Consider the following 23,203-nt stretch of genomic DNA (forward strand, 5'->3'; position numbering starts at 1 on the left):
TGTCGCGGCGCATGAAGGAGAATGAAAATGACGTATATCGACGGGTTCGTGCTTCCCGTGCCCCGGAAAAACAGGGAAGCGTACCGGGCGCTGGCGGAAATGGCGATGGCGATTTTCCGCGAACACGGGGCGCTGAATGTCGTGGAATGCTGGGGCGACGATGTTCCCGATGGCGAGGTCACGTCCTTTCCCATGGCGGTGAAGTGCCATGCGGACGAAACCGTCGTCTTCTCCTGGGTTGTCTGGCCGTCACGGGAGGCCCGCGACGCCGGCAATGCGAAGATCATGGCCGATCCGCGCCTGGAGCACATGATGGAATCCATGCCGTTCGACGGCAAACGGATGATCTTCGGCGGGTTCGAGGTCATGCTCGACGGGTGACGGCGCGTTCACGAAGCTGTTCTTGCCGCCGCGGATTGGTGATATGGAGGGGCCTGTTGTCACCCAACCGGAGAATCCCGCAATGAAAAGACCCGTGCTGAAAGCCCTTGTCGCACTGCTCGCCCTGTCGGCCGCCAGCGCCTGTTCGCCCGAAGTGGGCAGCGCCGCCTGGTGCGAGAAGATGAAGGAAAAGGACAGGATGGACTGGACCGCCCGGGAAGCCACCGATTTCGCCCAGCACTGCGTATTGCCCTAAGGGGACAACGCTTGCCGTGCTTCGGCGCGGTTTACGCCAGCATGGCGGAAAGATGCTGGTCGAACCGGGCCAGCAGCGCGACCGATTGCCCGTCATAGGCGACAATCCGGTCGTCCGTATAGGTCTTGATCCGCAGGTAGACGCCGGCGCTGCACAGCGAATCGAAAATCAGCGGATCCGCCGGAAACAGCCCCGGCCCGATCGGGCCCCGCCAGGTCAGGGTGACGCTCATGGGAATACCGCGCCGTCTTGGTGAATCGCCGCGGTTATTTTTAGCGGTCGCCCCTTGATACGGAAATAAATAGTATTATATTCCTTGTTTCCGCGCCGACACCCCGCGCTGCCGGCTGGATAGGGGCCATGTATAGGAATGTTAATCGATGTTAACCGATGTTAATCGGCACGTAAAATTTCCGGCGCTGCCCGTGCCAGATCAGATCGTGGTTTGTTGGAATCGCCTATGGCGACCCAACAATCACGTGAATCTGATCGATCTTGTTGAAAGCCCACATTTAATGATGATGGCTGTCAGACCGTCCTGTCGGTGCGCAGCGATTCAAGGAAATCGAGCTTCGGTTTTAACAAATCCGTTCCCGGCATGATTTTATCGCCCAGTTCCATATAGGGACCTGTTTCAGGCTCGAAGCCCGGCCAGTGCGGCAAGCCCGGCCCGTTGGGGTCGCCCCTGGCGGCAAAATTCGTCCAGTAGCCGATCATCGTTTCGGACAGCTTGCGGTTCGCCGCGTTCGGATAAGGGCCGAACTGGCCGCATTTGACGCCGCTGCCGAAGATATACGGAATCTCCGCGCCGTGATGCGCGCCCATCTTCCTGCCGCCGCGCCACGGCGGCACGCGGGTAAAGAAATAGGACCAGTTCGGAACCCCGGCCCGTGACAGCAGCCGGGCATGGCTGCGCGCGGGCAGGGCCATGCGCTGATCGGTCGACAGGCGGGCGATGGCGGCCGGCGCCTCCGCGTCGCTTGCCGCCGGATACTGATCGAAGATGGCGTCGGCTTCATCGCCGAATTTATGCGCCAGATACGCACGGTATTTGTCCAGCGTGTCGAAGCGATCCGCTTCCATCTGCGTGAACATCGTGCCTTCATCGGCATTGATGCCGGTGATCATCGGCACTTTGTGGATCTTCCCCGCCGCATAGAGCCGGCGCGGATCGTCCGGAATGACCCAGCCATCGACGATGGGATTGTTGTCCAGCGCCACCGCGTCGCAGAGTTCCTGCCAGGGTTTCGCCCGCAGCGCCGCCAGCGGATCGTCCGCCGAATCGCAACCCAGCCTCGCCGCGATCTCCAGCCCCATCGCCTCGCGCGCCGCCAGCGGCAGGCTGACATCGCGCAGCGCGCCGCTCTGGCAGATGCCGCGGTCGAACAGCCCCTCGGTCAGCGGCGACGCCAGCAGGACGGCGACGCCGCGGCTGCCGGCCGATTCGCCGAACACCGTGACGTTCCCCGCATCGCCGCCGAACCCGGCTATGTTTTTACGGACCCAGCGCAGCGCCGCGATCTGGTCCATCAGCGCATAATTGCCGGACGCATTATGCCCGGACGCCGCCGTCAGCGCCGGGTGGGCGAAACCGCCCAGCACGTTGAGCCGGTAGTTGAAGGTCACCACGACAACGCCGGCCTTCGACAGGTTCACCGCGTTATACATCGGGTTGTCCGGCGCACCGACCCGGAAGGCCCCGCCATGGATCCAGACCATCACCGGCAGCTTCTCGCCCGCGGAATGCGCCGGGGTCCAGACATTCAGGTACAGGCAGTCTTCCGACAGGGCAGCGTCCTTCGGTGGTCCGAACATCGCGAGGCCGTCGCCAACCGGCTGCAGGCAGGCGGGCGCATATGCCGTCGCATCCCGCACCCCGCCCCAGTCCGGCGCCGGAACCGGCGGCCGCCAGCGCCTTGCGCCAACCGGCGGCGCGGCAAAGGGAATGTTCCTGAAGGTGGAGACGCCATCGTCTTCGGGCGCGGCGCGCCCCGCCAGCAACCCGTTCGTAACGCGAACCGGCCCCTGCGCGTGCAGGGGCGCATCCGGTATCCGGTCAGCCATGCATCATCCTCACCGGTCCCGCCGCCGGAACCATTGCGGCGTCACCTCCGCCGCCGCCCGGTCGATCAGCGCCGAAAGCGCATCCGGCGGCATCGCATTGGGTTCGCCCTCGCCCCGGGCCAGCCCGTTGGCCAGGCGTTGCAGGACCAGGTTTGCCGGCGTCGCAATACCGTGCAGCCGTCCCAGCTGGACGATTTCGCCATTGATGTAATCGACTTCCGAATCCGTGTTGCCGCGTTTCAGGCTTTGCAGGGTCGACGTGCCGGACCGCCCGATACCGCGAATCTTGCCGTTCTCCAGCAGGTCGCCGTGGCGGGCATCGACTTCCGCTTCAGTGGCGTAGTCGATACCGGCGGCGGCGAGTACCGTTTGGCCTTCCCGCCGCAACCGGTCGCGGATCGCCCCCATATTGCTGCCCCGCGGGCAGACGGCGGCCAGCGCATTGTTCAGGTTGAAAACCAGCTTCGCGTATTTCCAGCGCATGATCTCCGCGACAGGTTCGGCGCTGCATCCGATATCGGTCAGCGCCGCCATGACATCGACGACGCAATCGTCCACGCCGCGCGGATAACAGCCCATATCCATGATGCCCAGCGTCCGCAACGAATGCATCAGCACGATCCCCGGCTCCAGGAAATCCGCCGGCAGATGCACGAGCATGCCATAGACATGGGCAAAGCGGCGCAGCGCCATGGCTTCGTTGCGCACGCCGTTCTGGCCGCTGATGACGGGAATCCGGTCGCCCGCAACCTTGTACAGTTCCTCCAGCGCATCCAGCGTGTGCTGCGACTTCATCGTCATCAGCACGACATCGCCATCGCGGAAATCGACCTCGGTCGGGTGACCGACGGCCGGAACCTTCAGCGTCACGGCGCGATGCGGCGTTTCGTAGTGCAGCCCGGTGGTCTGAATCGCGTGCAGATGCGCGCCGCGCGCGATAAGCACCACGTCATGGCCGCGCTCGAACAGTTCGGCGCCCAGAACGCAGCCGATCCCGCCCGCACCGTATATGATGAGTCGCATGACCGGCGGGCCTCAGTCGACCAGCGACTGGTAGACCAGCGCGCGCAGTTCGCGCCTGATCGGATAGGATGATGACGGCATCACCTGGGTCATGAAGACGACGGAGACTTCCTCCACCGGATCGATCCAGAAGGCGGTCGATGCAGCCCCGCCCCAGGCAAGCTCGCCAACCGAACACGCACCCTTGGTCGCCGCCGAATCCATGACCACCGAAAAACCGAGCCCGAATCCGATTCCGTCAAAACTTGTTTCGCTGAACACCGGCTGGCCCATTGCTGTCAGGTCCACATTGCCGGGCAGGTGGTTCAGGGCCATCAGCTCCACCGTCCGGCGGCCGAGGATACGCGCGCCGTCCAGTTCGCCCTTGCGGCGCATCGCCTCGGCAAAGCGAAGGTAATCGCCAACGGTCGACACCAGTCCGCCGCCGCCGGAAAACAGCGTGACCGGCCGCGCCCACGACGAACCCTGATCCGCCGGATCGATCTGTTCGGTACCGCCGTTCTTCGCATTGAACAGCGCGGCCAGGCGCGGCAGCTGGTCCGTGCGCACCTGGAATGCGGTTTCATCCATGCCCAGCGGGCCGAAAATCCGCTCCTGCAATATCTCGTTCAGCGGCTTGCCGCCCAGCACTTCGACCATCCGGCCCAGCACGTCGGTCGCGACGCTGTATTCCCAGCTTGTTCCCGGCTGCGCGTGCAACGGTATGGCGGCGACCAGACGCACCACATCCGCCAGAACGGCGTCGTTCCGTCTGGAAAAATTCGCGCCGGCCTGCTGGTACAGCGTGCCGACGGGGCTGGCCGTCCGGTCGCCATAGACAAGGCCCGACGTATGGGTCATCAACTGCCAGACCTTGACCGGCGTTGCGACCGGTTCGGTTTTCATTGCATCGCCTTCGCCCGAAACATGCACCGGCGTGTCCCTGAATTCCGGCAGGAAGCGCGTGATCGGATCGTCGAGCTGGAATCGGCCTTCCTCGTAAAACGTCATCGCGGCGGCGGTGACGATCGGCTTGGTCATTGAAAAAATGCGGAACACCGTATCCTCGGCGACTGGCCTGCCGGATTGCGGGTCGGCCATGCCGGCGCAACCCAGATAGGCAATCCGGCCCTTGCGCGTCACCGCCGTGAGGCAGCCCGGCAGCCGGCCCGAATCGACATAGCCCTGCATCCAGCCATCGATCCGTCGCAGCCGCTCGGCCGACATTCCCACGGTATTCGGTTCGGTGCGCACCAGCATGGATTGTCCCCTCGTCGGTCGTGTGGAAAAATGGCGTGAAACGGGCGCGGAACAGGCGCCCATCGGTCGGGCGACAATGCGTTGCCGGGCCGGATCGTGCAAGACCTTAAGGATGATTTCAACCATGCCGTTACTCAATGGGCTTCGGGTGCTGCAGGTCGGCCCCGGACCGGGCGCCGCCGTCTGCGGCAGGATTCTGGCGGATCTGGGCGCGCGCGTTCAGACGCTGTCCGCAGGGCAGGCAACGCCACTGTGCCGCTGGCTGGATGACGGCAAACAACCGGTCGGGTCACTGGTCGCGGCGGCGCTGATCGTGTGCGAGGGCGCGCCGAAGGAATTGCTTGAGAAAGGTTGGGATGAGGCCTCGCTGCGCGCGCACGCCCCCGATGCGGTTGTCGTGCTGATCGGCCCGTTCGGGCAGACCGGACCGCTGGCGGATTGCCCGGCCAGCGACCTGACCCTGTTCTGCGCCAGCGGCATTGCCTATCTGCTCACCGGTCAGGTGGACGATCTGGGCGAGGCGCCGATCCGTCCCACCGGGCGTCAGTCCGCATTTATAGGCGGACTCGCTGCCGCCTGTGCCGGGATGCACGCCCTGCTGTCCGGCGACAGCGACCGCACCATCGACGTCTCCACCCAGGAGGCGCTGGCCACGCTGGCGATGACCGAAATGGTCCGGGCCGGGCTGGGCAGGGGAAGCTGGCAGCGCAGACGGCTTGCCGACGGCAACGGCGCGACCGTCACCATCCTGCCCGCCAGCGACGGCTATGTCGCCATCTCGCCGCGCGAGAACCATCAATGGACCGGATGGCTGACGGTCATGGGCAATCCGGACTGGGCTGACGATCCAAGGTTTGCGACGAAACCAGACCGGGTCGCCAATTGGGATGCGCTGTATCCGTTGCTGTGCGACTGGAGCCGCAAACACGCCAAGCGCCGGATCGCCGATGCGGCGCAGAACGCCCATGTGCCCAGCTTCCCCCTGCAGGAACCGCATGAACAGCTGGATTCGGAACAGCTGGCGCAGCGCGGATTTTTCCGGTCCCTCGAAATCGACGGTAAATCCGTCCGGGCGCCCGGCAGCGCGTTCGGCATTTCAGGGGACGACGCGGGCGGCGACGCGCAACCGACCGCCAGTCACCGCATGCCGCTCGCCGGAATCCGCGTGCTGGATTTCAGCTGGGTCATCGCCGGGCCGACGGCAACGCGCTATCTGGCGGCGATGGGTGCGGAGGTCATCAAGGTGGAGGCCCCTGGCAAGGGCGATCCGGGACGGGCGTCGGAACTGCACACGGTGCTGGGCCAGGGCAAGCGCGCCATCACGCTCGACCTGAAATCGGAAGACGGCCGCCGGGTCGCGCGCGACCTGGCGGCCAAATGCGACGTTCTGGTGGAAAATTTCGGCACCGGCGTCATGGAACGCTTCGGGCTGGGCGCAGAGGAACTGCGGGCGAAGAACCCGGCGCTGATCTATCTGTCCGCATCGGGGCTGGGACGGACCGGGCCGGAATCGCGCAAGGTCGCCTATGGCACGCTGCTGCAATGCTATGCCGGATTCGCGGGGCTGAACGCGCATCCCGGCGTGACTCCGCGAATCGGGTTCGCCTGGCTGGACCCGATGTGCGGGCTGAAGCTCGCCTTTATTGTCGCGGCGGCGATCTGGCGACGGCGCAAGTCAGGCATCGGCTGCCGCATCGATTTTTCGATGATCGAAGCCATGCTGTGGACGATGGCTGAACCGCTGCTCGCGACGCAGCTTGGCGAACGGGTAAAGCCGGGCGGGAATAGTTCGGCAGACCATGCGCCGCACGGTGTCTATCCGGCGCTGGGCGAGGATGCCTGGCTCGGGCTCGCGGTGAATAACGATGAACAATGGCGGGACATGTGCCGGATCGTTCCAGGGCTTGCCGCTTACCGGAAGTCCGGCTTTGCGGACCGGCAGCGGTTATGCGCGCAATTCGATCCCGTCATCGACGCATGGACGTCGGCGCGCAAATCGGCCGACGCCGCAGCACAGCTTACCGCCGCCGGAATCGCGGCATCCACCGTTGCGACATCGCGCGACCTGTTCGACAGCGATCACCTGAAGGCCAGGGGATTCTGGGAACAGACGGATGCCGGAATGCTGCCGGGCCTGCCCTGGCGGGCCAGCTTCGGCCGGCGGACCGGGCCGGCGCCGGCGCTGGGCGCGGATACCGATTCGGTGCTGCGCGACGTGCTGGGACTTGACGACACCGAAATCAACGCATTGCGGACGACCGGCGCCTTTGGCTGAACCGTCTATCCGGGCCCGACACGGTCATGAAACCGGCGTCAGTATTCGTCGCTGCGGTAGATTTCGTCCAGCCGCGCCTTGTCCGCCGGTGACGGTTCGGGCCAGGGTTCGCCGCGTTTGCGCAGCGCGCCGGTAAAGTTCGGCTTGCGTTTCTCGTTGAACGCCATCCGCCCTTCCTCGCCATCCCATGTCGTCTGGATCAGCATCGTGTTCATCAGGTTCTGTACATGCCAGGCCTGATCGGTTGGCATGTCGCCGAACCGCACCACGAATTCCTTCATCATGCGGGTTGCAACCGGCGGCATCTCGACGATATGCCGGGCCAGTTCCTCCGCCCGCGCCAGCAGGCGGTCATGCGGCACGACTTCGTTGACCAGCCCGATGCGCAATGCTTCCGCTGCATCGAAGGGCAGGTCGGTCAGCAGGATTTTCATCGCATCGGCGTAGCGCAACTGCTTGGTCAGCAGGCTGGCCCCCGGCCCGTTGCCGAGCCAGCCCTGGCTGAGCAGCGCAAACTTGAAGCGTGCATGTTCCGCGCTGGCGATGCGGATATCGGTGGAGGACAGCAGGATATAGAGCCCGGCCCCCGCCGCCCAGCCGTTCACCGCGGCGATGACCGGCTTCCAGACGCGCGGATAGTGGTCGCCCATGCGCCCGTCTGCGCCGATCTTCGCGCCGTGCACATGCCCCGCCAGCGGCCAGTACATTCGCTGGGTGCGCAGGTACTCGCGCTCTTCTTCCGTGATGTCCGGACGGGTCGCCAGGTTATGGCCGCCGCAGAAATGCCTGTCGCCGGCGCCGGTCAGGATGGCGCAGCGAATTTCCCGGTCTTCCCACATGTCGATCCAGCATTCGGCGATTTCGTCCGAATTCCGGTGGTCCAGGATATTCGCCTTTTCCGGATTGTTGATCGTGATATAGGCGACCCCGTCGCGCTTCTCATAATCGATACTCATGCTCGGCTTCTCCCCCATTTTTCCGCCGCCCCATCCTGGGCGCGGTGTGGTTGACAGTAATTTAACGCCGCCCCACGATGGAAACCGAATCGACACTCGAAAATCAGTGAAATCGGAAGGAAGAGACATATGGGCATGCTGGACGGTCGCGTCGCGATCTGCACGGGTTCAGGCAGGGGCGTGGGCAAGGAAGTCGCCAAGATGTTCGCGGCGAATGGCGCGAAAGTTGTCGTCAACGACCCGGGCGTCGGCGGCGGCGGCGAAGGCGGCGGCACCGATCCGGCCCAGGAAACCGTCAACGAAATCAAGGCGGCCGGCGGCGAGGCCGTGGCCAATTTCGGTTCGGTCGCGAAATACGAGGACTGCCTCGACATGGTCACCCAGGCGCGCGACGAATTCGGCGGGCTGCATATCCTGTTCAATCCGGCCGGCATCCTGCGCGACCGCATGTTCCACAAGATGTCGCCGGATGACTGGCAGGCGGTGATGGACGTGCATCTGAACGGCCATTTCAACTTCTTCCGCTCGGCGATCAACCTGCTGCGCGATCAGGAATACGGGCGGTTGATCATGGTCGGCTCCACCTCCGGGCTGCTGGGCAATATCGGGCAGGCGAATTACGGCGCGGCCAAAATGGGCATCGCCGGGCTGTCGCGGATCGTGGCGATGGAGAACGCCAGCAAGAATATCACCTGCAACGTCATCTGCCCCTCGGCGGATACCCGCATGACCCGCGCCGTGCCGACGCCGAAGGATCCGGCCGCCGCCGCGATCCGTGAAGAGCGCCTGCGCCGCAGCCCCGCCGACGCGATTGCGCCGCTCTGCACCTTCCTCGCGTCGGAAGGCGCCGGTTATGTCAACGGCCAGATCTTCCATCAGCGCGGCTCGGAACTGTCGCTCTACAGCCAGCCCCGTCCGGTCAAGATGGTGCACAAACAGTATGGCTGGACGCCGGAAGCGATCGCCGAGGTCGCCATGCCGTCGCTGAAGAACAATTTCTTCGAAATGGGCGATTCCCGCGCGGTCCATCCGGGCACGCCGCTGGAATAGGCGCCACCGGTCATACCGTCGAATACGGGCGCGCAACGCCGCGCAACAGGGAGGATACCATGTATCACGTCTATGTCACTGTCTCGGGCGAAGGCCGTATCGCCCGTTTTTCGATGGATCCCGAAACCGGGATATTGCGCTTCAAGGGCAACACCTTCGCATCCGGCAGACCGGCGCCGCTGGCCATGACGCCGGACCGCAGGTTCGCCTATGTCGCGCGGCGCGACGATCTGAAACTCACCAGCTACGCGCTCGATTCGATGAGCGGCATGCTGACCGAAATCAACACTATCCCGGTCGAATTCGACCCCTGCTACCTGGGCACCGACCGGACCGGCAGATGGCTGCTCTCGGCCTGTTACCTGGGCCACAAGGCCGGGGTGCACCGCATCGGCGACGATGGTTCGCTGGAATACCCGCCGGTGGAATGGCTGACCACGGCGCGGGGCGCGCATTGCTTCCGCACCGACCGTTCGAACAAATTCGCCTTCGTGCCGCATATCGACGGGCATGGCGCGCCGAACACGATCTACCAGTTCAAATTCGACGAAAAGACCGGCCGCATCACGCCCAACGAGTCGGCGAAAGTGAAGCAGCCGAAGAAAACCGGCCCCCGCCATTTCACCTTCCATCCGACGAAGGACATCCTCTATTTCTCGAACGAGCAGGGCTGCAGCGTCAGCGCCTATCGTTTCGACCCGAAGGCGGGCACCCTGTCCCGCTTCCAGACCGTCACCACCCTGCCCAAGGGCTGGAAGGGCGACAATACCTGCGCCCAGATCCACATGACGCCCTGCGGGCGTTTCCTGTATGCGCCGAATCGCGGCCATGACAGCATCGCGCAGTTCGCGGTCAACCCCGACACGGGCAAGCTGAAGGCGCTGGGCCATGTCGAGGCCGAACCGCGCCCGCGCACCTTCAACATCGATCCGGCAGGGAAGTTCCTCGTCTCGGCCGGGCTGGATTCGGGACGGCTGCGCACCTACCGGATCGGCGAGGACGGCCGCCTGGAGCAGACCGGCAGCACCACCGTCGGCAAGGACCCGATGTGGGTCAGCATCGTCCCGGCGGGATAAGCCGCTACTCCACAAGATCCCAATACGGCCGCCCGCCGAAGCGTTCCATCAGGAAATCGGTGAACAGGCGGATTTTGGCGGAGAGGTGCCGGGTCGGCGGGTAGATGGCCGACAGAATGACTTCCGGCGGCCTGTAATCATGCAGGATGGTCACCAGCCGTCCCGCCTGCAGGTCCGGCCCCGAAATGAAACTCGGCGACAGGATAATGCCGAGGCCGCGCACCGCCGCATCGCACAGCACCTGCCCGTTATTGGACACCATCGCCGGGTCTATATGGACGCCGATGCTGCCCTCCGGCCCGTTCAGCCGCCACATCCCGCCACTGGAAAGGTTGCCGTAATGCAGGCAGCGATGGCGCCGCAGTTCCGACGGATGCCGCGGCGTGCCATGCGCCGCGAGGTATTCGGGCGACGCGCAGAGGGCCCGCTTCGTCTCGCAGATACGGAAATCGACCAGTGTCGATTCCTCTTGCGGTTCGGCGATGCGGATGGCGAGGTCGAAGCCTTCCTCGATGATGTCGACGAAACGGTCGTTGAGGTTCAGTTCGATGGTGAGGCCCGGATGCCGCGCCATGAAGTCGGCGACCGCCCGGCCGAGATGCATCACCCCGAATGACATCGGCGCATTGACCCGTAGCCGGCCCACCGCCGCCGCATGGGATTCCGCAACGTCGCGTTCGGCTTCGTCCAGCGCCGCCAGGATCGCCTTCGCACGGTCATAGAAGGCGACGCCGTTCGCGGTCGCCGAAACCCGGCGGGTCGTGCGGTTCAGCAGTTGGACGCCAAGTTCGTCTTCCAGCGCGATAACGAGCCGGTTTACCGCCGAACGCGACTGCCCCAGCAGCCGGGCCGCCGCGGCGAACCCGTCCGCCTCGACAACCGTTACATAGGTACGCAGCGCCGCAAATTTATCCATAGCAATCCAATTGTATTATTTTATAGGACAATATGTCTATATTTATCCTTATTGTCGATTTTTCCGGTAGGGGCAATATTCGTGACCAACAGAGACAGAGACAGAGACACATACCCGTAACGGAGGTTTCGACCATGAACACACTTCGACTTTCCGAACATCGCGGCCATGCCAATCTGGGCTGGCTGGACACGAAACACAGCTTCTCCTTCGGTCATTACCACGATCCGGCGCATATGGGCTTCGGCGCATTGCGCGTCATCAACGAGGACATCGTGGAACCGGGCGCCGGCTTCGACACGCATGGCCACCGCGACATGGAGATCGTCACATATGTCCTGGACGGCGCGCTGGAGCACAAGGATTCGATTGGCACCGGTTCGGTTATCCGGCCGGGCGAGGTGCAGCGCATGACCGCCGGCACCGGCATCCGCCATAGCGAGTTCAATGCTTCGCAAAGCGAGAAGGTGAAGCTGCTGCAGATCTGGATATTACCGGAAACGCAGGGGCTGGCGCCCGGCTACGAGCAGAAGGCCTTCCCCGATACCGACCGGCAGGGTGTGTTGCGGTTGCTCGGCTCCCGGGACGGCCGCGACGGATCGGTGACCATCCATCAGGATGTATCCCTGTACGGGTCGCTGCTGAATACCGGCGAGCAGGTGACGTTCGACTTGAAGCCGGGACGCAAGGCCTGGATCCAGATCGCGAATGGCGCGGTTACCGTAGGGGTCCAGCCGCTGCAGTCCGGCGACGGAATGGGCCTGGAGACGCCCGGCTGCATCACCATTACCGCAACCAGCGAGGCAGAATTTCTGCTGTTCGACCTGGCCGCCTGATTCAATCAAACGCACAAAGGAAATTCATCATGACCAAGCTTCTCGTTCTCTACTATTCATCCTATGGCCATATCGAGACCATGGCCGAAGCCGTCGCGGCCGGCGCCCGCGACGTCGATGGCGTCGAAGTCACCGTCAAGCGGGTGCCGGAACTGGTGCCCGAGGAAGCGGCGAAAAAGAACGGCTTCAAGCTCGATCAGGCAGCGCCGGTGGCGACGCCAGGCGAACTGGCGGAGTACGACGCCGTGATATTCGGGACGCCGACCCGTTTCGGTAACATGGCGTCGCAAATGCGCAATTTCCTGGACCAGACCGGTGGACTATGGATCAGCGGCAAGCTGATCGGCAAGGTCGGCTCGGTCTTTACCTCCACCGGAACAGGCGGCGGCAACGAGACCACGATCACGAGTTTCTGGAATACGCTCGCCCACCACGGCATGGTGATCGTCGGTCTGCCCTATGCCAGCCCGGAACTGTCCGATATCAGCGAAACCCGCGGCGGTTCGCCCTATGGCGCCGGCACCATCGCCGGCGCGGACGGGTCGCGGACACCCTCGGCCGCCGAACTGAAACTGGCCGGCGATCAGGGCCGGCATGTGGCCGGGATTGCCAAACGTCTCGCCGCCTGAGACGATCCGGCGGTGCGTGCGTACACGGCGCATCGCCGGAACCGATTCTCAGAAGGGCGTATCGATGACAGTTGCAGTGGATTTCGGAAACTTCCTCACACGGACGACCTATGGCGACCTGCCGGACCAGGCGGTCGATCATGCCGCGATGCTGGTCGCCAGCACCATCGCCAGCGCCGCCAGCGGCAGGGATATCGAATCCGCGGCGATCATCCGGGACCTTGCCCGGGAACGGGGCGGCACGCCGGAGGCTTCCGTCTGGTTCGATGACGGCCCGAAACTGCCCGCCATCTATGCCGCCCGCGCCAACGCGCTGATGAGCGACGCGGCGGCTTCCGACGACAGCGACCTGCGCAACATCGTCCATGCCGGCACGCCGCTGACCGCCACCGCGCTGGCGCTGGCGGAGCGGACCGGAGCGAACGGCAGGGACATCCTGGCCGCGATGGTCATCGGATACGAGGCCGCCGGGCGAATCGGCGCCTCGGTTACCAACGGTATCAATAACATCGGTTTCCATGGCTGCCTGGGCGCGGCCTTTGGCGCGGCGGTGGCGGCGGCCAGGCTGCTGAAACTCAATGCCGCGCAGATGGCGCATACGCTGGCGCTGACATCCACCTCCATGGGCGGTTTGCGGGCGGCGGCGAATACCAGCATTTCGCGCGAATACCATGCCGGCCAGGCGACGATGGCCGGCATTGATGCGGCGATGGCGGCGCAGAAGGGATATACCGGCGAACTCGGCATCTTTGAAGCGCCGAAGGGGTTCTGCGCCGTCTTCGGCGGCGGCAGCAGCGACGGCATCACACGCGATCTGGGCCAGGACTGGGATATCGTTACCGATATGGCGGTCAAGCTGGTGCCAGGCGGGCACCATTACCATGCCATGGCGGAGGCGGCGGCCAATGCCGCGCGCGCCGGCGACATCGCGCCGGACGATATCGCCGCGATCATCGTATCCGTCCCGGGCATGAAAGCGCTGTCCCCGCCACTGCACCCGGCCAACCTGATCGACATGGCGCATAGCCCGGCCTATTTCACCGCGGCGGGCGCCGTGGACCGGACCTTCGGATGGGCCAATGCCAGCCCGGAAAAAATCGCCGACCCGGCCATCCATCGGGTCATCGACAGGGTGCGGGTCGGACCGGAACCGACGGAGAATATCGCCGCCTACCGGCAGGGCGCGACGGTGACCATCGAAACAAAAAACGGCCGGTCGGTGACCGATACCGTCCATGTACCGAACGGCGCGGGCATGCTGGGGATCGACTGGGCGGATATCGACACGAAATACAGGGCGCTGGCGCCGCATGCGCTGGACAGCCGGCAGATCGCGGACAGCCTCGCGATCCTGCACGACTTCCGTCAGGTATCGGACATCGCCACGCTGATCGATTGCCTGCGGTAACCGCCGTAACGACGCGTCAGGCGGCGCGGCCTTTCTTTGCCCGGCCACCCGGTTTCGCGGCGGCGCGATAGTGCCGGGCCGGTTTCTTCTTCGATTGCGGCCGGCGCTTTGTATCGCCGGGGCCCTTCGCCACGTCGGCGGCATGGAAGGGCTGGTCCGCAATGACCGACATGTTCTGTTTGGTCTCGCGCTCTATCGTGCGCAGATATTTGCGTTCATCGCGGTCGCAAAACGAGATGGCGATGCCCGTTGCCCCGGCGCGGGCGGTGCGGCCGATGCGGTGCACATAGCTTTCCGAATCCGTCGGCACATCGAAATTGATCACATGGGTCACGCCGGAAACATCGATGCCGCGCGCGGCGACATCGGTCGCAACCAGCGCCCGGACATGTCCGGAACGGAATCCGCTCAGCGCGAACTGCCGCTCGCTCTGTTCTTTTTCGCCATGGATGGCGTCCGTCCTGATACCGCAATTATCCAGGTAATTGGACAGGCGTTCGGCGCCGCGCCGTGTCCGGGTGAAGACGAGCACCCTTTTGATTGCCGCGTCTTTCAGCATTTCGGCAAGCAGCGCCTGTTTCTTGTCCTTGTGAACGAAATAGACCTGCTGCGTCACCTTTTCGACGGTCGTCGAGGCCGGCGCGGCATCGATCCGGACGGGGTTGCGCAACAGCCCGTCGGCCAGCCCCTGGATCGATTTCGGCATCGTTGCGGAAAACATCACCGTCTGGCGCTGCCTGGGCAGGGCGGCGGCTATTTTCTTTACATCGGGGATGAAGCCCATATCGAGCATCCGGTCCGCTTCATCGAGGACGAAGATTTCAACCGCGTTGAGATGGAGATGGCCCAGTTTCATCAGGTCGAGAAGACGGCCCGGTGTCGCCACCAGAACATCGACGCCCTGGTTCAGGGTCCTGATCTGCGCCCGCTTGGGAGACCCGCCGAAAACCACCGCCGCGCGCAGCGGCGCAAGACGCCCGTAGCGGCGCAGGCTGTCGGCTATCTGGCTCGCCAGTTCCCGCGTCGGGGCCAGTATGAGCGCGCGGGCCTGGCCGCGCTGGCGCGGTCCCGGATTCTGCAGCAACCGGTGCAGCAGGGGCAGCGCGAATGCGGCGGTCTTTCCCGTTCCGGTTTGCGCGATACCCAGAAGGTCGCGGCCCTGCATCAGGGGCGGAATGGCCTGTGCCTGAATCGGGGTAGCGGATGTGTATCCTTCGCCCGAAATCGCTTTCAGAATCGGTTCGGCCAGTTCAAGGCCCTTGAAATCCGTCATGTAACGCCGTTCTTTCCCGAATGAACCGCCCGACCGGCGCGTCGCTTGCGGCGCGGTGACAGGCATCATGCGTGCTGTATCGACGCGGCCCGCCGATTGCGAAGGCCGGTCTGTTTAAAACGCCCCCATGTACCGGAATGAGACTGACCTGAACCTAGCCTGAACGGGCGTATTATTCCGGGCACTAAAGCGCTTTTGTTGTTGGAAAGTAAAGATAAATTGCTTTGACGCCAGATCAGATCGTGTTTGACTGGAAATTTAGCATCGGCGGCGTCAGGCAGGGGCGATAGCCTTGATCTTCGCGCGGCGCTGGCCGGAGCGTTGGGCAATTTCATTGTCCTGATCCTCGATCGCGGTGCGGGCGAGATCCTGGATCGAGTCGCCGAACGACTGGTCCAGCAGATCGCTCGAAATCCGTCGGTTCGAGGTCACCATACCGTCTTCATAGGTAACATTGAACGCCATGAACGCGGCGCCCTTGCCCTTGGGCTTCTTGCGAGCCATTGCCCGGTTTCCATCTGATCTGAGTAGCGACCGGGCATATTGCCGGGTCCATGCCTCGCCAGGCGAGGACAACTGTAACAAGCGACAGCCGCCCCCCGCCGAAGCAGGAGGCGGCGTCAAGCCTAACTAGTCGATGACGGAGAGATCTTCCGCGGAAGACTTTCCGTTCTGACCGGCCTGAAGCTCATAGGAGACCTTCTGGCCTTCGTTGAGCGTGCGCAGTCCGGCGCGCTCAACGGCCGAGATGTGAACGAATGCGTCGTTACCGCCGCCTTCCGGCTCGATAAATCCGAAACCCTTGGTCGGGTTGAACCACTTAACTGTACCAGTAGCCATAGTCATTTCCTCTAACATGTCTCAACTCTGCGCTGTCGCACCACGCTTCAACGCGTTCATAACGTTCACATTGTCAGGGGATAACAAGGCTAATCGGCGTACCGGCTATTCAAGTAACACAAAACAAATGCAACACGTATACCTGCTATGTAGAGAATTTCCGTGGGAAGTCAATGGCAAGAGTCCATCGAAACTCGCGCCATTAACCGTATTTCCGCTTTCCGCCTGCGCCCTTTAATCGCGGACCCGGACCAGTTTCCGCATGCTGCGCAGGTCGGCCGGCGGTGGATTGCCCATGGCGAAGGGAAAGCGCGGCCATGCCGTGAAGGCGACTTCACCGACATAGAGATCGCCGTGGCTGTCGACGGCCAGCCCGTGCGGCGAAATGAACTGATGCGGTTCGCGCCCGGCGCGGATATCGCCGACCCGCGCCAGCACCTCGCCCTTGTTGGTCATCACCGTCACGCGCGGCCCCAGATTCGGCGCCTCGATATTGACCTGCATGCCTGGACCGATTTCCCCGACATAGCACAACGGATCCGAGCAGGTTTCCATGCACAGCCCGCTGGGCCGGTGCATGTTGTGCCACTGGGTTTCGAACTTGCCGTTACCGTCAAACACCTGGATGCGGTGGTTTTCCCGGTCCGCGACATAGACCCAGCCATCGGCATCGCAGCATATGTTATGCGGCAGGTTGAACTGTCCCGGCTCGACCCCCGATTCACCCCAGGAAAACAGCAGCCTACCGTCGGGCGAATATTTGTGGACACGGGGATTGCCGTAGCCGTCCGACACGTAGATGTCGCCGTCCGGCGACAAGGCCGTGTGCGTGCAGCGGTGGAAAGGCAGACCCGACATATATGGCGCAGGCTTGTTTGAGGTACCGATGGTCATCAGCACCTTGCCGTCCAGCGTGCAGGCGCGCATCGTGTGGTCACCGTCATCGGTGCAGTACAGGGTTTCGTTCGGACCGATATGCAGCCCGTGCGCCTTGGAGAAGATGTCTTCGCCCCAGGACCGGAGGAAATTGCCCTCGCGGTCAAACACGATCATCGGATGTTCACCCCGATTGAAGACGTAGACATTGTCCTTGTGGTCGACGGCAACCGCGGCAACGTCGGTAAACGACCAGCCGTCCGGCAGTTTCCCCCATTCCGTATCGACCCTGTACCTGTAATCGCCGCTTCCGATGACGACCGACATGACCATTCCCTCCGTTATTATTGATTTAAGCCGCGACGATACTAGATCAGGTCGTGCGAGGTTGGAATCGCGTTTGGCGATCCAATCAGGTACATGAATCCGATCTGTCTTGTTGAAGATATAGCACCCGCGCCCATACAGCCAACGCGACGCAGCCTTTCCCGGCTTGCGAGCATCCGTGGGGAGACGCAGCCTTTCCCGGCTTGCGAGCATCCGTGGGGAGAAGACGCCTGCCCTGCAGATGGACTGGCTGCGCCCCCTCGCTTTGCGCTATGATTGCGTCATCAAATACGACGATACGGTTCCGAATCGCCGGGCCCAAGAGGAATATACATGACCGACCCCGCAGACGCACGTTCGCTGATTCCGGACAACTACCTGAAATTCGGTATCTTTCTGGCGCCATTCCATGCCATGGACGAAAACCCGACCATGGCCATTGAACGGGACATGCAGCTACTGGAGCATCTGGACATGCTCGGCTACCACGAGGCATGGATCGGCGAGCATCATTCCGGCGGTTACGAACTGATCGCCTGCCCGGAAATGTTCATCGCCGGCGCGGCGGAACGCACGAAGCACATCCGGCTGGGTACGGGCGTCGTGTCGCTGCCGTATCACCACCCGTTCACGGTGGCGGGCCGCATGGTGCAGCTCGACCACATGACCCGGGGCCGGTGCATGCTGGGGGTGGGGCCGGGCGCGCTGACCGGCGACGCCTATCGCATGGGGATCGACCCGGAAGCCCAGCGCCGCATGATGAACGAATCGCTGGACGTTCTGGTGCGGCTGCTGGACGGGGAATCCGTGACGCAGAAAACCGACTGGTTCGAGGTAAGGGACGCGCATCTGCAGCTTCGGCCCTATACGCAGCCGCGGACCGAAATGGCCGTGGCCTGCGCGCGGTCGCCGTCGGGCGCGCTGGCGGCGGGCAAACACGGGCTGGGCATGCTGTCGATCGGCGGCACCGGCGACGAGGCCCTGACCAAGCATGCGGAGAACTGGCGCATGTGCGAGGAGGCGGCGACGGAAAACGGCAAGACCGTCCATCGCAGGAACTGGCGGCTGGTCACCTTGATGCATATCGCCGAAACGCGGGAGAAGGCGCGGGAGAACGTCCGGTTCGGGCTGGAAAATTTCGCGCAGTATTTCCGCGACATCGCGACCTTCCCGATCATTCCGGCCGGCATCGACGACCCGTATGAATGGCTGATGGAAACCAAGAATGCGATTATCGGCACGCCGGACGACGCCATCGAATATATCGAAACCCTGCTGAAGGGCGCCGGCGGCTTCGGCTCGCTGATGCAACTGGCGCATAACTGGGCCGATTTCGATGCGACGAAACGGAATTACGAACTGATCTCGCGGTATGTCTTTCCGCATTTCCAGCGCAGCAACGACATGCGCGACTACAGCTACGATTTCAGCTTCGCCAATCGCGACAGGTTTGTCGGACAGGCGGCCGACGCGATCCAGAGCGAAATCGACCGCTATCAGGCGCGCAAGAAAGGTGAAGCCGCCGACTGACAGTCAGTCAGCAACGACGCGAAACCGGCGTTCAGCCGGCATTGTCCTGCAGAATCATGGCCGCGCCTTTTTCCGCGATCATGATCGTCGGCGCATTGGTATTCCCCGTCGTCACTTCCGGCATGACCGAGGCGTCCACGACCCGGATTCCGGCCATGCCATGTACCCGAAGGCGCGAATCGACGACCGCCAGGGGGTCTTCGCCCATCCTGCAGGTTCCGACCGGGTGATAGATCGTGGTGCCGGTTTCGCGCGCATACTGCCTGGCGTCTTCGGGCGTTTCGATGGGCCGGTCCGGCCGGGTTTCACCGCCCGAGAACGCCGCGAAGGCCGGCGATTCGAGGATCCGCCGCGTGTGCCGGATTCCCGCCAGCATGACATGGCTGTCGTTTTCGGCCGACATGTAGTTCGGCCTGATCAGCGGCGCCTGAAACGGGTCGCCGCTGGCGGCCATGATGCTGCCGCGGCTTTCGGGCCGCGTCGGGCAGACCGCGACACCGGCGCCGGGCTGGCGCTCGAAGGCGCCGATGGCTTCGCCGCTGAAGCTGCAGGGCGCGAACAGGAGCTGCAGGTCGGGGCTGGCCAGCCCTTCGCGGCTGGTGCAGAACACCATCGCGCTGGTGGCGCCGAAGGTCAGCGCGCCACTGCCCTGGAACACCCATTTGAACACTTCGGGCACGACGCGGGGAAAGCGCGCCAGCTCATTGATCGTGACCGCATCCTTTACCCGATGCGAAATCCGCACGATGTAATGATCCGACATGTTGCCGCCGACGCCGGGCAGGTCGTGCACCGTATCGACGCCGATGGATTGCAGATGCGCGCCCGGCCCCACGCCTGAAATCTGCAGCAGATGCGGCGAATTCACCGCGCCGCCGCAGACCAGCACTTCCTTTGCCGCCCGGATTTCACGGTCCTGTCCGCGCTGGCGGAACGCGACGCCCACGCAGCGCCGGCCTTCGAACAGAAGCCTCGTCGCCATTGCCCCGGTTTCGATTTCCAGGTTCGGGCGTTTCTTCGCCGCCTTCAGGAAGGTTGCGGCCGTGGAGCCGCGCCGCCGGCCGATGCGGGTGTTCTGGCAATAGCCGACGCCGGCCTGCTGCCTGCCGTTATAGTCCTCGGTTACCGGGAAACCGGCCTGCTGCGCCGCTTCGACGAATTTGTGGGTCAGCGGCAGGATCGTGCGGTAATCCTCGACCTGCAACTCGCCGCTGTCGCCGCGTACCGCCCTGTCGCCGCCGTTGCGATAGGTTTCCGACTTTTTGAAATAGGGCAGCACGTCATCGAAGCTCCAGCCGCGGCAGCCGCGCTGCGCCCAGCCGTCGTAATCCGCCGGGTTGCCGCGCACATAGATCATGCCGTTGATCGAACTGGACCCGCCCAGCGTCTTGCCGCGCGGCCAGTGGATGCGGCGGCCGCCGGTGCCGTCCTCGCCTTCGGTGGAATAGTTCCAGTTGAGCACCGGATGCGCCAGCAGGGACCGCAGCCCGGCGGGAATATGGATCATGGGGTGACTGTCCTTCGGCCCGGCCTCCAGCAGCACGACCCGGTCGCCGCCCGCGCTCAGCCGGTTCGCCAGCACGCACCCCGCCGACCCGGCGCCCACAATCACATAATCCGCCGCCATTAACCGCTATCCCCTGTTATCGTTGAAAAGCGGGCGAGTGTACCGCCCGGGCCGCGGGCTTCACAAGGCTGGCGGGCGCGCCATTCCATCCGCATGTATCATTGCGCACGCCGGCTCCCGCGCCGGGTGACGTGACAGGAAATGACGGACAGGACAAGGCGGGGGAGACGCGGCTTGCCTGCATCCTTGGCATAATTCGTGTGCATAATAAACTTGCACCATAATATCCAATCACAGTCATTATCGGGTTTGACCCGATAATCCATGCCAGTCGGTAGTATGCAATTCAGGGATGGATCGATTTTTCTGTCCTTAGTAAAAATAGTGCAGCGCCCCTGTAATTGGTAACCACCGCGTGTCGCTGCGATCTACGGTGGCCTTCCTGCGCATGCTCCGCAGATGACCTGTCGCCGCGCGCTGCCATCCCATGTCGAGGAGAATTCCATGGCAAATAATACGGTGCTGTCCGAGTTGTATTGCGCGGCTTTACCCTCCGTGCGCGACAAGCCGCTCCAGACGATGCCAAAGTCGCTCTATACTTACGTTTCCAAAGTGAGTGCGAAGCAACAGGTGCGATTGTGCCTGCTTACCGTTCTGGTGTTCCCGATCACGCTGGTGCCACTGGAGCTCCAGCGGCGGATTGTCGATGGCGCAGTGGCGGGCGAGGACGTGAGCCTGCTGGTTCTGCTCGGCGGGCTCTATTTCGCTGTCGTTGCGGGGCACGGAATCCTGAAGTTCCTGCGCAATATCTATCTTGACCGCGTCGCCGAAGGCGTCACCCGAATCCTCCGCACCAGGATAGCACACAGCGACGACTTCAACGCCGATCCAGACGAAGGTACGGCGCAGTCGATTATTTCCTCAGAAGCCGAGAAGGTCGGCGGCTTCGTCGCCGAATCCATCGCATTTCCGTTGCTGCAAGCCGGTATCGTTATGAGCGTCGGCGGTTACATGCTGGCCGTGGAGCCGATCATTGCAGCCGTTGCCATCGCATTTCTTGTCCCATCGACGATCGTGGTCGCCCTGTCTCAGCCTGTTCTCAACCGCCTGTCGGAGAAGAAAATCACGGCCGCGCGCGAGCTCGGCCAGTGCGTTCTCAGCAACGGCCGCGGTGAAGCGGGCAAGGATGCGGATCCAGACAGTTTCATCGAGCGGATATACCGGTTACGCCTGCGCTTTGCGTTGATCAAGCATGCCACTAAGGGGCTCAACAATCTGATCAACCATATGGGTCCGCTGAGCGTCCTTATGGTGGGGGGCTGGCTTGTCATTCAGGGCCAGACCGAGATCGGCACCATCGTCGCCTTCATGTCCGGCTACGAACGAATGACCAGTCCGGCGCGCGACCTGCTCAATTTCTACCGAAGGCTGGCAATGATGCGCGTGCAGTACCGTCTGGTATACGACGCCGGTTAATCATCCGACTCAGGCGCAGCCTAGATTCGCAAGCTCATTGGTAATCGGGGTCTGGATGGTCGAAACGGCAGAATACAGTGCCAGTTTACCAAATTCATTACAGGGGTGCAGCGTCACCGTATTTCCCGTCAATTCAAACAACCGGCTGACTCGAAGCGGACTTTATACCGAACGGGAATCGGCTGTGCAGTTCATGAAGAAGGGCGTAACGTCGCATCCGGCATAGTGGGTCGAAGAGCACCACAATTGGAGGTCCGACTAATGGCTGAACTAACCCGTCACGACGCATGGCAAGCTGGCGACAGCTATGAAGCCTATATGGGTCGTTGGAGCCGACGTATCGCCCCGCTCTTTCTCGACTGGCTAGGCGCGGCGGACGATTTGGATTGGCTGGAGGTAGGCTGTGGCAGTGGTGCACTATCAGCGACGATCGTGGACCGCTGCAACCCGCGTAGCCTGATCTCCATAGACCCGTCCGAAGGTTTTGTCTCGACCGCGCGAAAAAACGTGCCGGATGAGCGCGCCGTATTCAAAGTCGGGGATGCTCAGGCCCTCGCATTGGAGACAGCGAGTCGAGACATTGTTGCTTCTGCGCTAGTGTTGAATTTTATACCCGACAGGGAATTGGCACTATCGGAGATGAAGCGGGTAGTCCGCCCCGGTGGGACAATAGGATTCTACGTCTGGGATTATCCCGGCGGCGGCGTGGAGTTTATGCGTGCGTTTTGGACTGCCGCGACAGCGCTCGACCCCGGTGCGCTGAGCCTTAACGAGAATAGGCGTTTTCCTTTTTGCACGCCGGATATCTTAACTGACTTGGTACAGAGCGTAGGCCTGACTTCAATTAATTGTACGCCGATTGAGGTGCCAACAGTTTTCAAAGATTTCGAAGACTATTGGTATCCATTCACCCTGGGAGCAGGGCCAGCACCGGGTTACTGCATGAACCTCGATGCCGCAGCCCGACAGCAACTCAAAGATAAATTAAACGAGGATCTCCCTCGCGCAAAAGACGGCTCGATAGTATTCAAGGCGAGAGCATGGGGCATCAAATCATCGGGCGCTTGATTTCAGTTGATGGCGCAAATCGGCGGTTCGGTTGATCTACCTGGCCATCACATAGTGAGTATCTCCATGAGAATCGGAGAATCGGTGACACCCATTAGGCGTTAAGTTGCAAGAGGGAATATTTTTCCTTGCCGCCG

At 62.8% G+C, this 23,203-nt stretch carries 22 protein-coding genes; 11 read left to right on the forward strand and 11 right to left on the reverse strand.

All coding sequences use genetic code 11. The features are described 5' to 3' along the window. Window positions 1–27 precede the first annotated feature (27 nt). Together WD767_13800 and WD767_13805 are read left to right on the forward strand one after the other, a co-directional pair. Window positions 28–381 carry a DUF1428 domain-containing protein gene (locus WD767_13800; GenBank protein ID MEX2617165.1) on the forward strand — a complete coding sequence of 118 codons (354 nt, stop codon included), beginning with the start codon at window positions 28–30 and terminating at the stop codon, window positions 379–381. 82 nt (window positions 382–463) lie between these two features. Then, complete coding sequence (locus WD767_13805; protein ID MEX2617166.1) at window positions 464–637, forward strand: DUF3012 domain-containing protein; 174 nt, start codon at window positions 464–466, stop codon at window positions 635–637. 31 nt (window positions 638–668) lie between these two features. Here the strand turns inward: WD767_13805 and WD767_13810 are convergent, their stop codons facing one another. The 4 genes from WD767_13810 to WD767_13825 form a co-directional block, all read right to left on the reverse strand. Then, window positions 669–869, reverse strand: a complete 201-nt coding sequence (locus WD767_13810) for a hypothetical protein (GenBank protein ID MEX2617167.1) — start codon at window positions 867–869, stop codon at window positions 669–671. 296 nt (window positions 870–1,165) lie between these two features. After that, window positions 1,166–2,701 carry a carboxylesterase/lipase family protein gene (locus WD767_13815; protein MEX2617168.1) on the reverse strand — a complete coding sequence of 512 codons (1,536 nt, stop codon included), beginning with the start codon at window positions 2,699–2,701 and terminating at the stop codon, window positions 1,166–1,168. Between the two features lie 9 nt (window positions 2,702–2,710). Then, window positions 2,711–3,724 (reverse strand): 2-dehydropantoate 2-reductase N-terminal domain-containing protein, encoded by a 1,014-nt coding sequence (locus WD767_13820; GenBank protein ID MEX2617169.1) that lies wholly within the window; start codon window positions 3,722–3,724, stop codon window positions 2,711–2,713. Between the two features lie 12 nt (window positions 3,725–3,736). Further along, on the reverse strand, window positions 3,737–5,089 hold the full coding sequence (locus tag WD767_13825; protein MEX2617170.1) for a serine hydrolase domain-containing protein: 1,353 nt from the start codon (window positions 5,087–5,089) through the stop codon (window positions 3,737–3,739). Between WD767_13825 and WD767_13830 the strand changes: the two genes are divergently transcribed. Then, complete coding sequence (locus tag WD767_13830) at window positions 5,088–7,238, forward strand: CoA transferase (GenBank protein MEX2617171.1); 2,151 nt, start codon at window positions 5,088–5,090, stop codon at window positions 7,236–7,238. The two genes, WD767_13825 and WD767_13830, sit on opposite strands and share 2 nt — an antisense overlap. A 38-nt stretch (window positions 7,239–7,276) precedes the next feature. On the opposite strand, the gene WD767_13835 is transcribed toward WD767_13830, so the two are convergent. Then, window positions 7,277–8,194, reverse strand: coding sequence for an enoyl-CoA hydratase/isomerase family protein (locus WD767_13835; GenBank protein MEX2617172.1), 918 nt, complete (start codon window positions 8,192–8,194; stop codon window positions 7,277–7,279). Between the two features lie 129 nt (window positions 8,195–8,323). Between WD767_13835 and WD767_13840 the strand changes: the two genes are divergently transcribed. Beyond that, the gene (locus tag WD767_13840; protein ID MEX2617173.1) at window positions 8,324–9,244 is read left to right on the forward strand and encodes an SDR family NAD(P)-dependent oxidoreductase; all 921 of its coding nucleotides are present in this window, start codon (window positions 8,324–8,326) and stop codon (window positions 9,242–9,244) included. Window positions 9,245–9,303: 59 nt separating this feature from the next. Next, a complete protein-coding gene (locus tag WD767_13845; GenBank protein ID MEX2617174.1) occupies window positions 9,304–10,320 on the forward strand; it encodes a lactonase family protein in 1,017 nt (338 codons plus the stop codon). A gap of 4 nt (window positions 10,321–10,324) precedes the next feature. Here the strand turns inward: WD767_13845 and WD767_13850 are convergent, their stop codons facing one another. Next, on the reverse strand, window positions 10,325–11,236 hold the full coding sequence (locus WD767_13850; GenBank protein MEX2617175.1) for a LysR family transcriptional regulator: 912 nt from the start codon (window positions 11,234–11,236) through the stop codon (window positions 10,325–10,327). 134 nt (window positions 11,237–11,370) lie between these two features. Here WD767_13850 and WD767_13855 point away from each other — a divergent pair, with 134 nt between their 5' ends. From WD767_13855 to WD767_13865, 3 genes are all read left to right on the forward strand, one after another. After that, window positions 11,371–12,072, forward strand: a complete 702-nt coding sequence (locus tag WD767_13855) for a pirin family protein (protein ID MEX2617176.1) — start codon at window positions 11,371–11,373, stop codon at window positions 12,070–12,072. Between the two features lie 29 nt (window positions 12,073–12,101). Further along, on the forward strand, window positions 12,102–12,701 hold the full coding sequence (gene wrbA, locus WD767_13860; protein ID MEX2617177.1) for an NAD(P)H:quinone oxidoreductase: 600 nt from the start codon (window positions 12,102–12,104) through the stop codon (window positions 12,699–12,701). A gap of 64 nt (window positions 12,702–12,765) precedes the next feature. After that, window positions 12,766–14,109, forward strand: coding sequence for an MmgE/PrpD family protein (locus tag WD767_13865; GenBank protein MEX2617178.1), 1,344 nt, complete (start codon window positions 12,766–12,768; stop codon window positions 14,107–14,109). A gap of 16 nt (window positions 14,110–14,125) precedes the next feature. Here WD767_13865 and WD767_13870 read toward each other — a convergent pair whose 3' ends face one another. The 4 genes from WD767_13870 to WD767_13885 all read right to left on the reverse strand — a co-directional run bounded on the left by WD767_13870 (window position 14,126) and on the right by WD767_13885 (window position 17,425). Continuing rightward, window positions 14,126–15,382, reverse strand: a complete 1,257-nt coding sequence (locus tag WD767_13870; GenBank protein MEX2617179.1) for a DEAD/DEAH box helicase — start codon at window positions 15,380–15,382, stop codon at window positions 14,126–14,128. Window positions 15,383–15,655: 273 nt separating this feature from the next. Continuing rightward, complete coding sequence (locus WD767_13875; protein MEX2617180.1) at window positions 15,656–15,886, reverse strand: hypothetical protein; 231 nt, start codon at window positions 15,884–15,886, stop codon at window positions 15,656–15,658. A 126-nt stretch (window positions 15,887–16,012) separates the two neighbouring features. After that, window positions 16,013–16,222 carry a cold-shock protein gene (locus WD767_13880; protein MEX2617181.1) on the reverse strand — a complete coding sequence of 70 codons (210 nt, stop codon included), beginning with the start codon at window positions 16,220–16,222 and terminating at the stop codon, window positions 16,013–16,015. Between the two features lie 234 nt (window positions 16,223–16,456). Beyond that, entirely contained in the window at window positions 16,457–17,425 is a 969-nt protein-coding gene (locus tag WD767_13885; GenBank protein MEX2617182.1) for a peptidyl-alpha-hydroxyglycine alpha-amidating lyase family protein, read from the reverse strand. Window positions 17,426–17,758: 333 nt separating this feature from the next. On the opposite strand from WD767_13885, the gene WD767_13890 reads away from it, so the two are divergent. Next, a complete protein-coding gene (locus WD767_13890) occupies window positions 17,759–18,955 on the forward strand; it encodes an LLM class flavin-dependent oxidoreductase (GenBank protein ID MEX2617183.1) in 1,197 nt (398 codons plus the stop codon). 31 nt (window positions 18,956–18,986) lie between these two features. On the opposite strand, the gene WD767_13895 is transcribed toward WD767_13890, so the two are convergent. Next, window positions 18,987–20,582 carry a GMC family oxidoreductase N-terminal domain-containing protein gene (locus WD767_13895; GenBank protein ID MEX2617184.1) on the reverse strand — a complete coding sequence of 532 codons (1,596 nt, stop codon included), beginning with the start codon at window positions 20,580–20,582 and terminating at the stop codon, window positions 18,987–18,989. Between the two features lie 444 nt (window positions 20,583–21,026). Between WD767_13895 and WD767_13900 the strand changes: the two genes are divergently transcribed. Further along, the gene (locus WD767_13900) at window positions 21,027–21,998 is read left to right on the forward strand and encodes an ABC transporter transmembrane domain-containing protein (protein MEX2617185.1); all 972 of its coding nucleotides are present in this window, start codon (window positions 21,027–21,029) and stop codon (window positions 21,996–21,998) included. Window positions 21,999–22,259: 261 nt separating this feature from the next. Continuing rightward, the gene (locus tag WD767_13905; GenBank protein ID MEX2617186.1) at window positions 22,260–23,066 is read left to right on the forward strand and encodes a methyltransferase domain-containing protein; all 807 of its coding nucleotides are present in this window, start codon (window positions 22,260–22,262) and stop codon (window positions 23,064–23,066) included. The last annotated feature ends 137 nt before the right edge of the window (window positions 23,067–23,203 follow it).

The organism is Alphaproteobacteria bacterium, from assembly GCA_040905865.1.
Classification (GTDB): domain Bacteria; phylum Pseudomonadota; class Alphaproteobacteria; order UBA8366.

Excerpts from the sequence above, each read along its gene's own strand:
- WD767_13800 (MEX2617165.1), top strand. The coding sequence starts at position 28 with ATGACGTATATCGACGGGTTCGTGCTTCCCGTGCCCCGGAAAAACAGG.
- WD767_13805 (MEX2617166.1), top strand. The coding sequence starts at position 464 with ATGAAAAGACCCGTGCTGAAAGCCCTTGTCGCACTGCTCGCCCTGTCG.
- WD767_13810 (MEX2617167.1), bottom strand. The coding sequence starts at position 869 with ATGAGCGTCACCCTGACCTGGCGGGGCCCGATCGGGCCGGGGCTGTTT.
- WD767_13815 (MEX2617168.1), bottom strand. The coding sequence starts at position 2,701 with ATGGCTGACCGGATACCGGATGCGCCCCTGCACGCGCAGGGGCCGGTT.
- WD767_13820 (MEX2617169.1), bottom strand. The coding sequence starts at position 3,724 with ATGCGACTCATCATATACGGTGCGGGCGGGATCGGCTGCGTTCTGGGC.
- WD767_13830 (MEX2617171.1), top strand. The coding sequence starts at position 5,088 with ATGCCGTTACTCAATGGGCTTCGGGTGCTGCAGGTCGGCCCCGGACCG.
- WD767_13825 (MEX2617170.1), bottom strand. The coding sequence starts at position 5,089 with ATGGTTGAAATCATCCTTAAGGTCTTGCACGATCCGGCCCGGCAACGC.
- WD767_13835 (MEX2617172.1), bottom strand. The coding sequence starts at position 8,194 with ATGAGTATCGATTATGAGAAGCGCGACGGGGTCGCCTATATCACGATC.
- WD767_13840 (MEX2617173.1), top strand. The coding sequence starts at position 8,324 with ATGGGCATGCTGGACGGTCGCGTCGCGATCTGCACGGGTTCAGGCAGG.
- WD767_13845 (MEX2617174.1), top strand. The coding sequence starts at position 9,304 with ATGTATCACGTCTATGTCACTGTCTCGGGCGAAGGCCGTATCGCCCGT.
- WD767_13850 (MEX2617175.1), bottom strand. The coding sequence starts at position 11,236 with ATGGATAAATTTGCGGCGCTGCGTACCTATGTAACGGTTGTCGAGGCG.
- WD767_13855 (MEX2617176.1), top strand. The coding sequence starts at position 11,371 with ATGAACACACTTCGACTTTCCGAACATCGCGGCCATGCCAATCTGGGC.
- wrbA (MEX2617177.1), top strand. The coding sequence starts at position 12,102 with ATGACCAAGCTTCTCGTTCTCTACTATTCATCCTATGGCCATATCGAG.
- WD767_13865 (MEX2617178.1), top strand. The coding sequence starts at position 12,766 with ATGACAGTTGCAGTGGATTTCGGAAACTTCCTCACACGGACGACCTAT.
- WD767_13870 (MEX2617179.1), bottom strand. The coding sequence starts at position 15,382 with ATGACGGATTTCAAGGGCCTTGAACTGGCCGAACCGATTCTGAAAGCG.
- WD767_13875 (MEX2617180.1), bottom strand. The coding sequence starts at position 15,886 with ATGGCTCGCAAGAAGCCCAAGGGCAAGGGCGCCGCGTTCATGGCGTTC.
- WD767_13880 (MEX2617181.1), bottom strand. The coding sequence starts at position 16,222 with ATGGCTACTGGTACAGTTAAGTGGTTCAACCCGACCAAGGGTTTCGGA.
- WD767_13885 (MEX2617182.1), bottom strand. The coding sequence starts at position 17,425 with ATGTCGGTCGTCATCGGAAGCGGCGATTACAGGTACAGGGTCGATACG.
- WD767_13890 (MEX2617183.1), top strand. The coding sequence starts at position 17,759 with ATGACCGACCCCGCAGACGCACGTTCGCTGATTCCGGACAACTACCTG.
- WD767_13895 (MEX2617184.1), bottom strand. The coding sequence starts at position 20,582 with ATGGCGGCGGATTATGTGATTGTGGGCGCCGGGTCGGCGGGGTGCGTG.
- WD767_13900 (MEX2617185.1), top strand. The coding sequence starts at position 21,027 with ATGGCAAATAATACGGTGCTGTCCGAGTTGTATTGCGCGGCTTTACCC.
- WD767_13905 (MEX2617186.1), top strand. The coding sequence starts at position 22,260 with ATGGCTGAACTAACCCGTCACGACGCATGGCAAGCTGGCGACAGCTAT.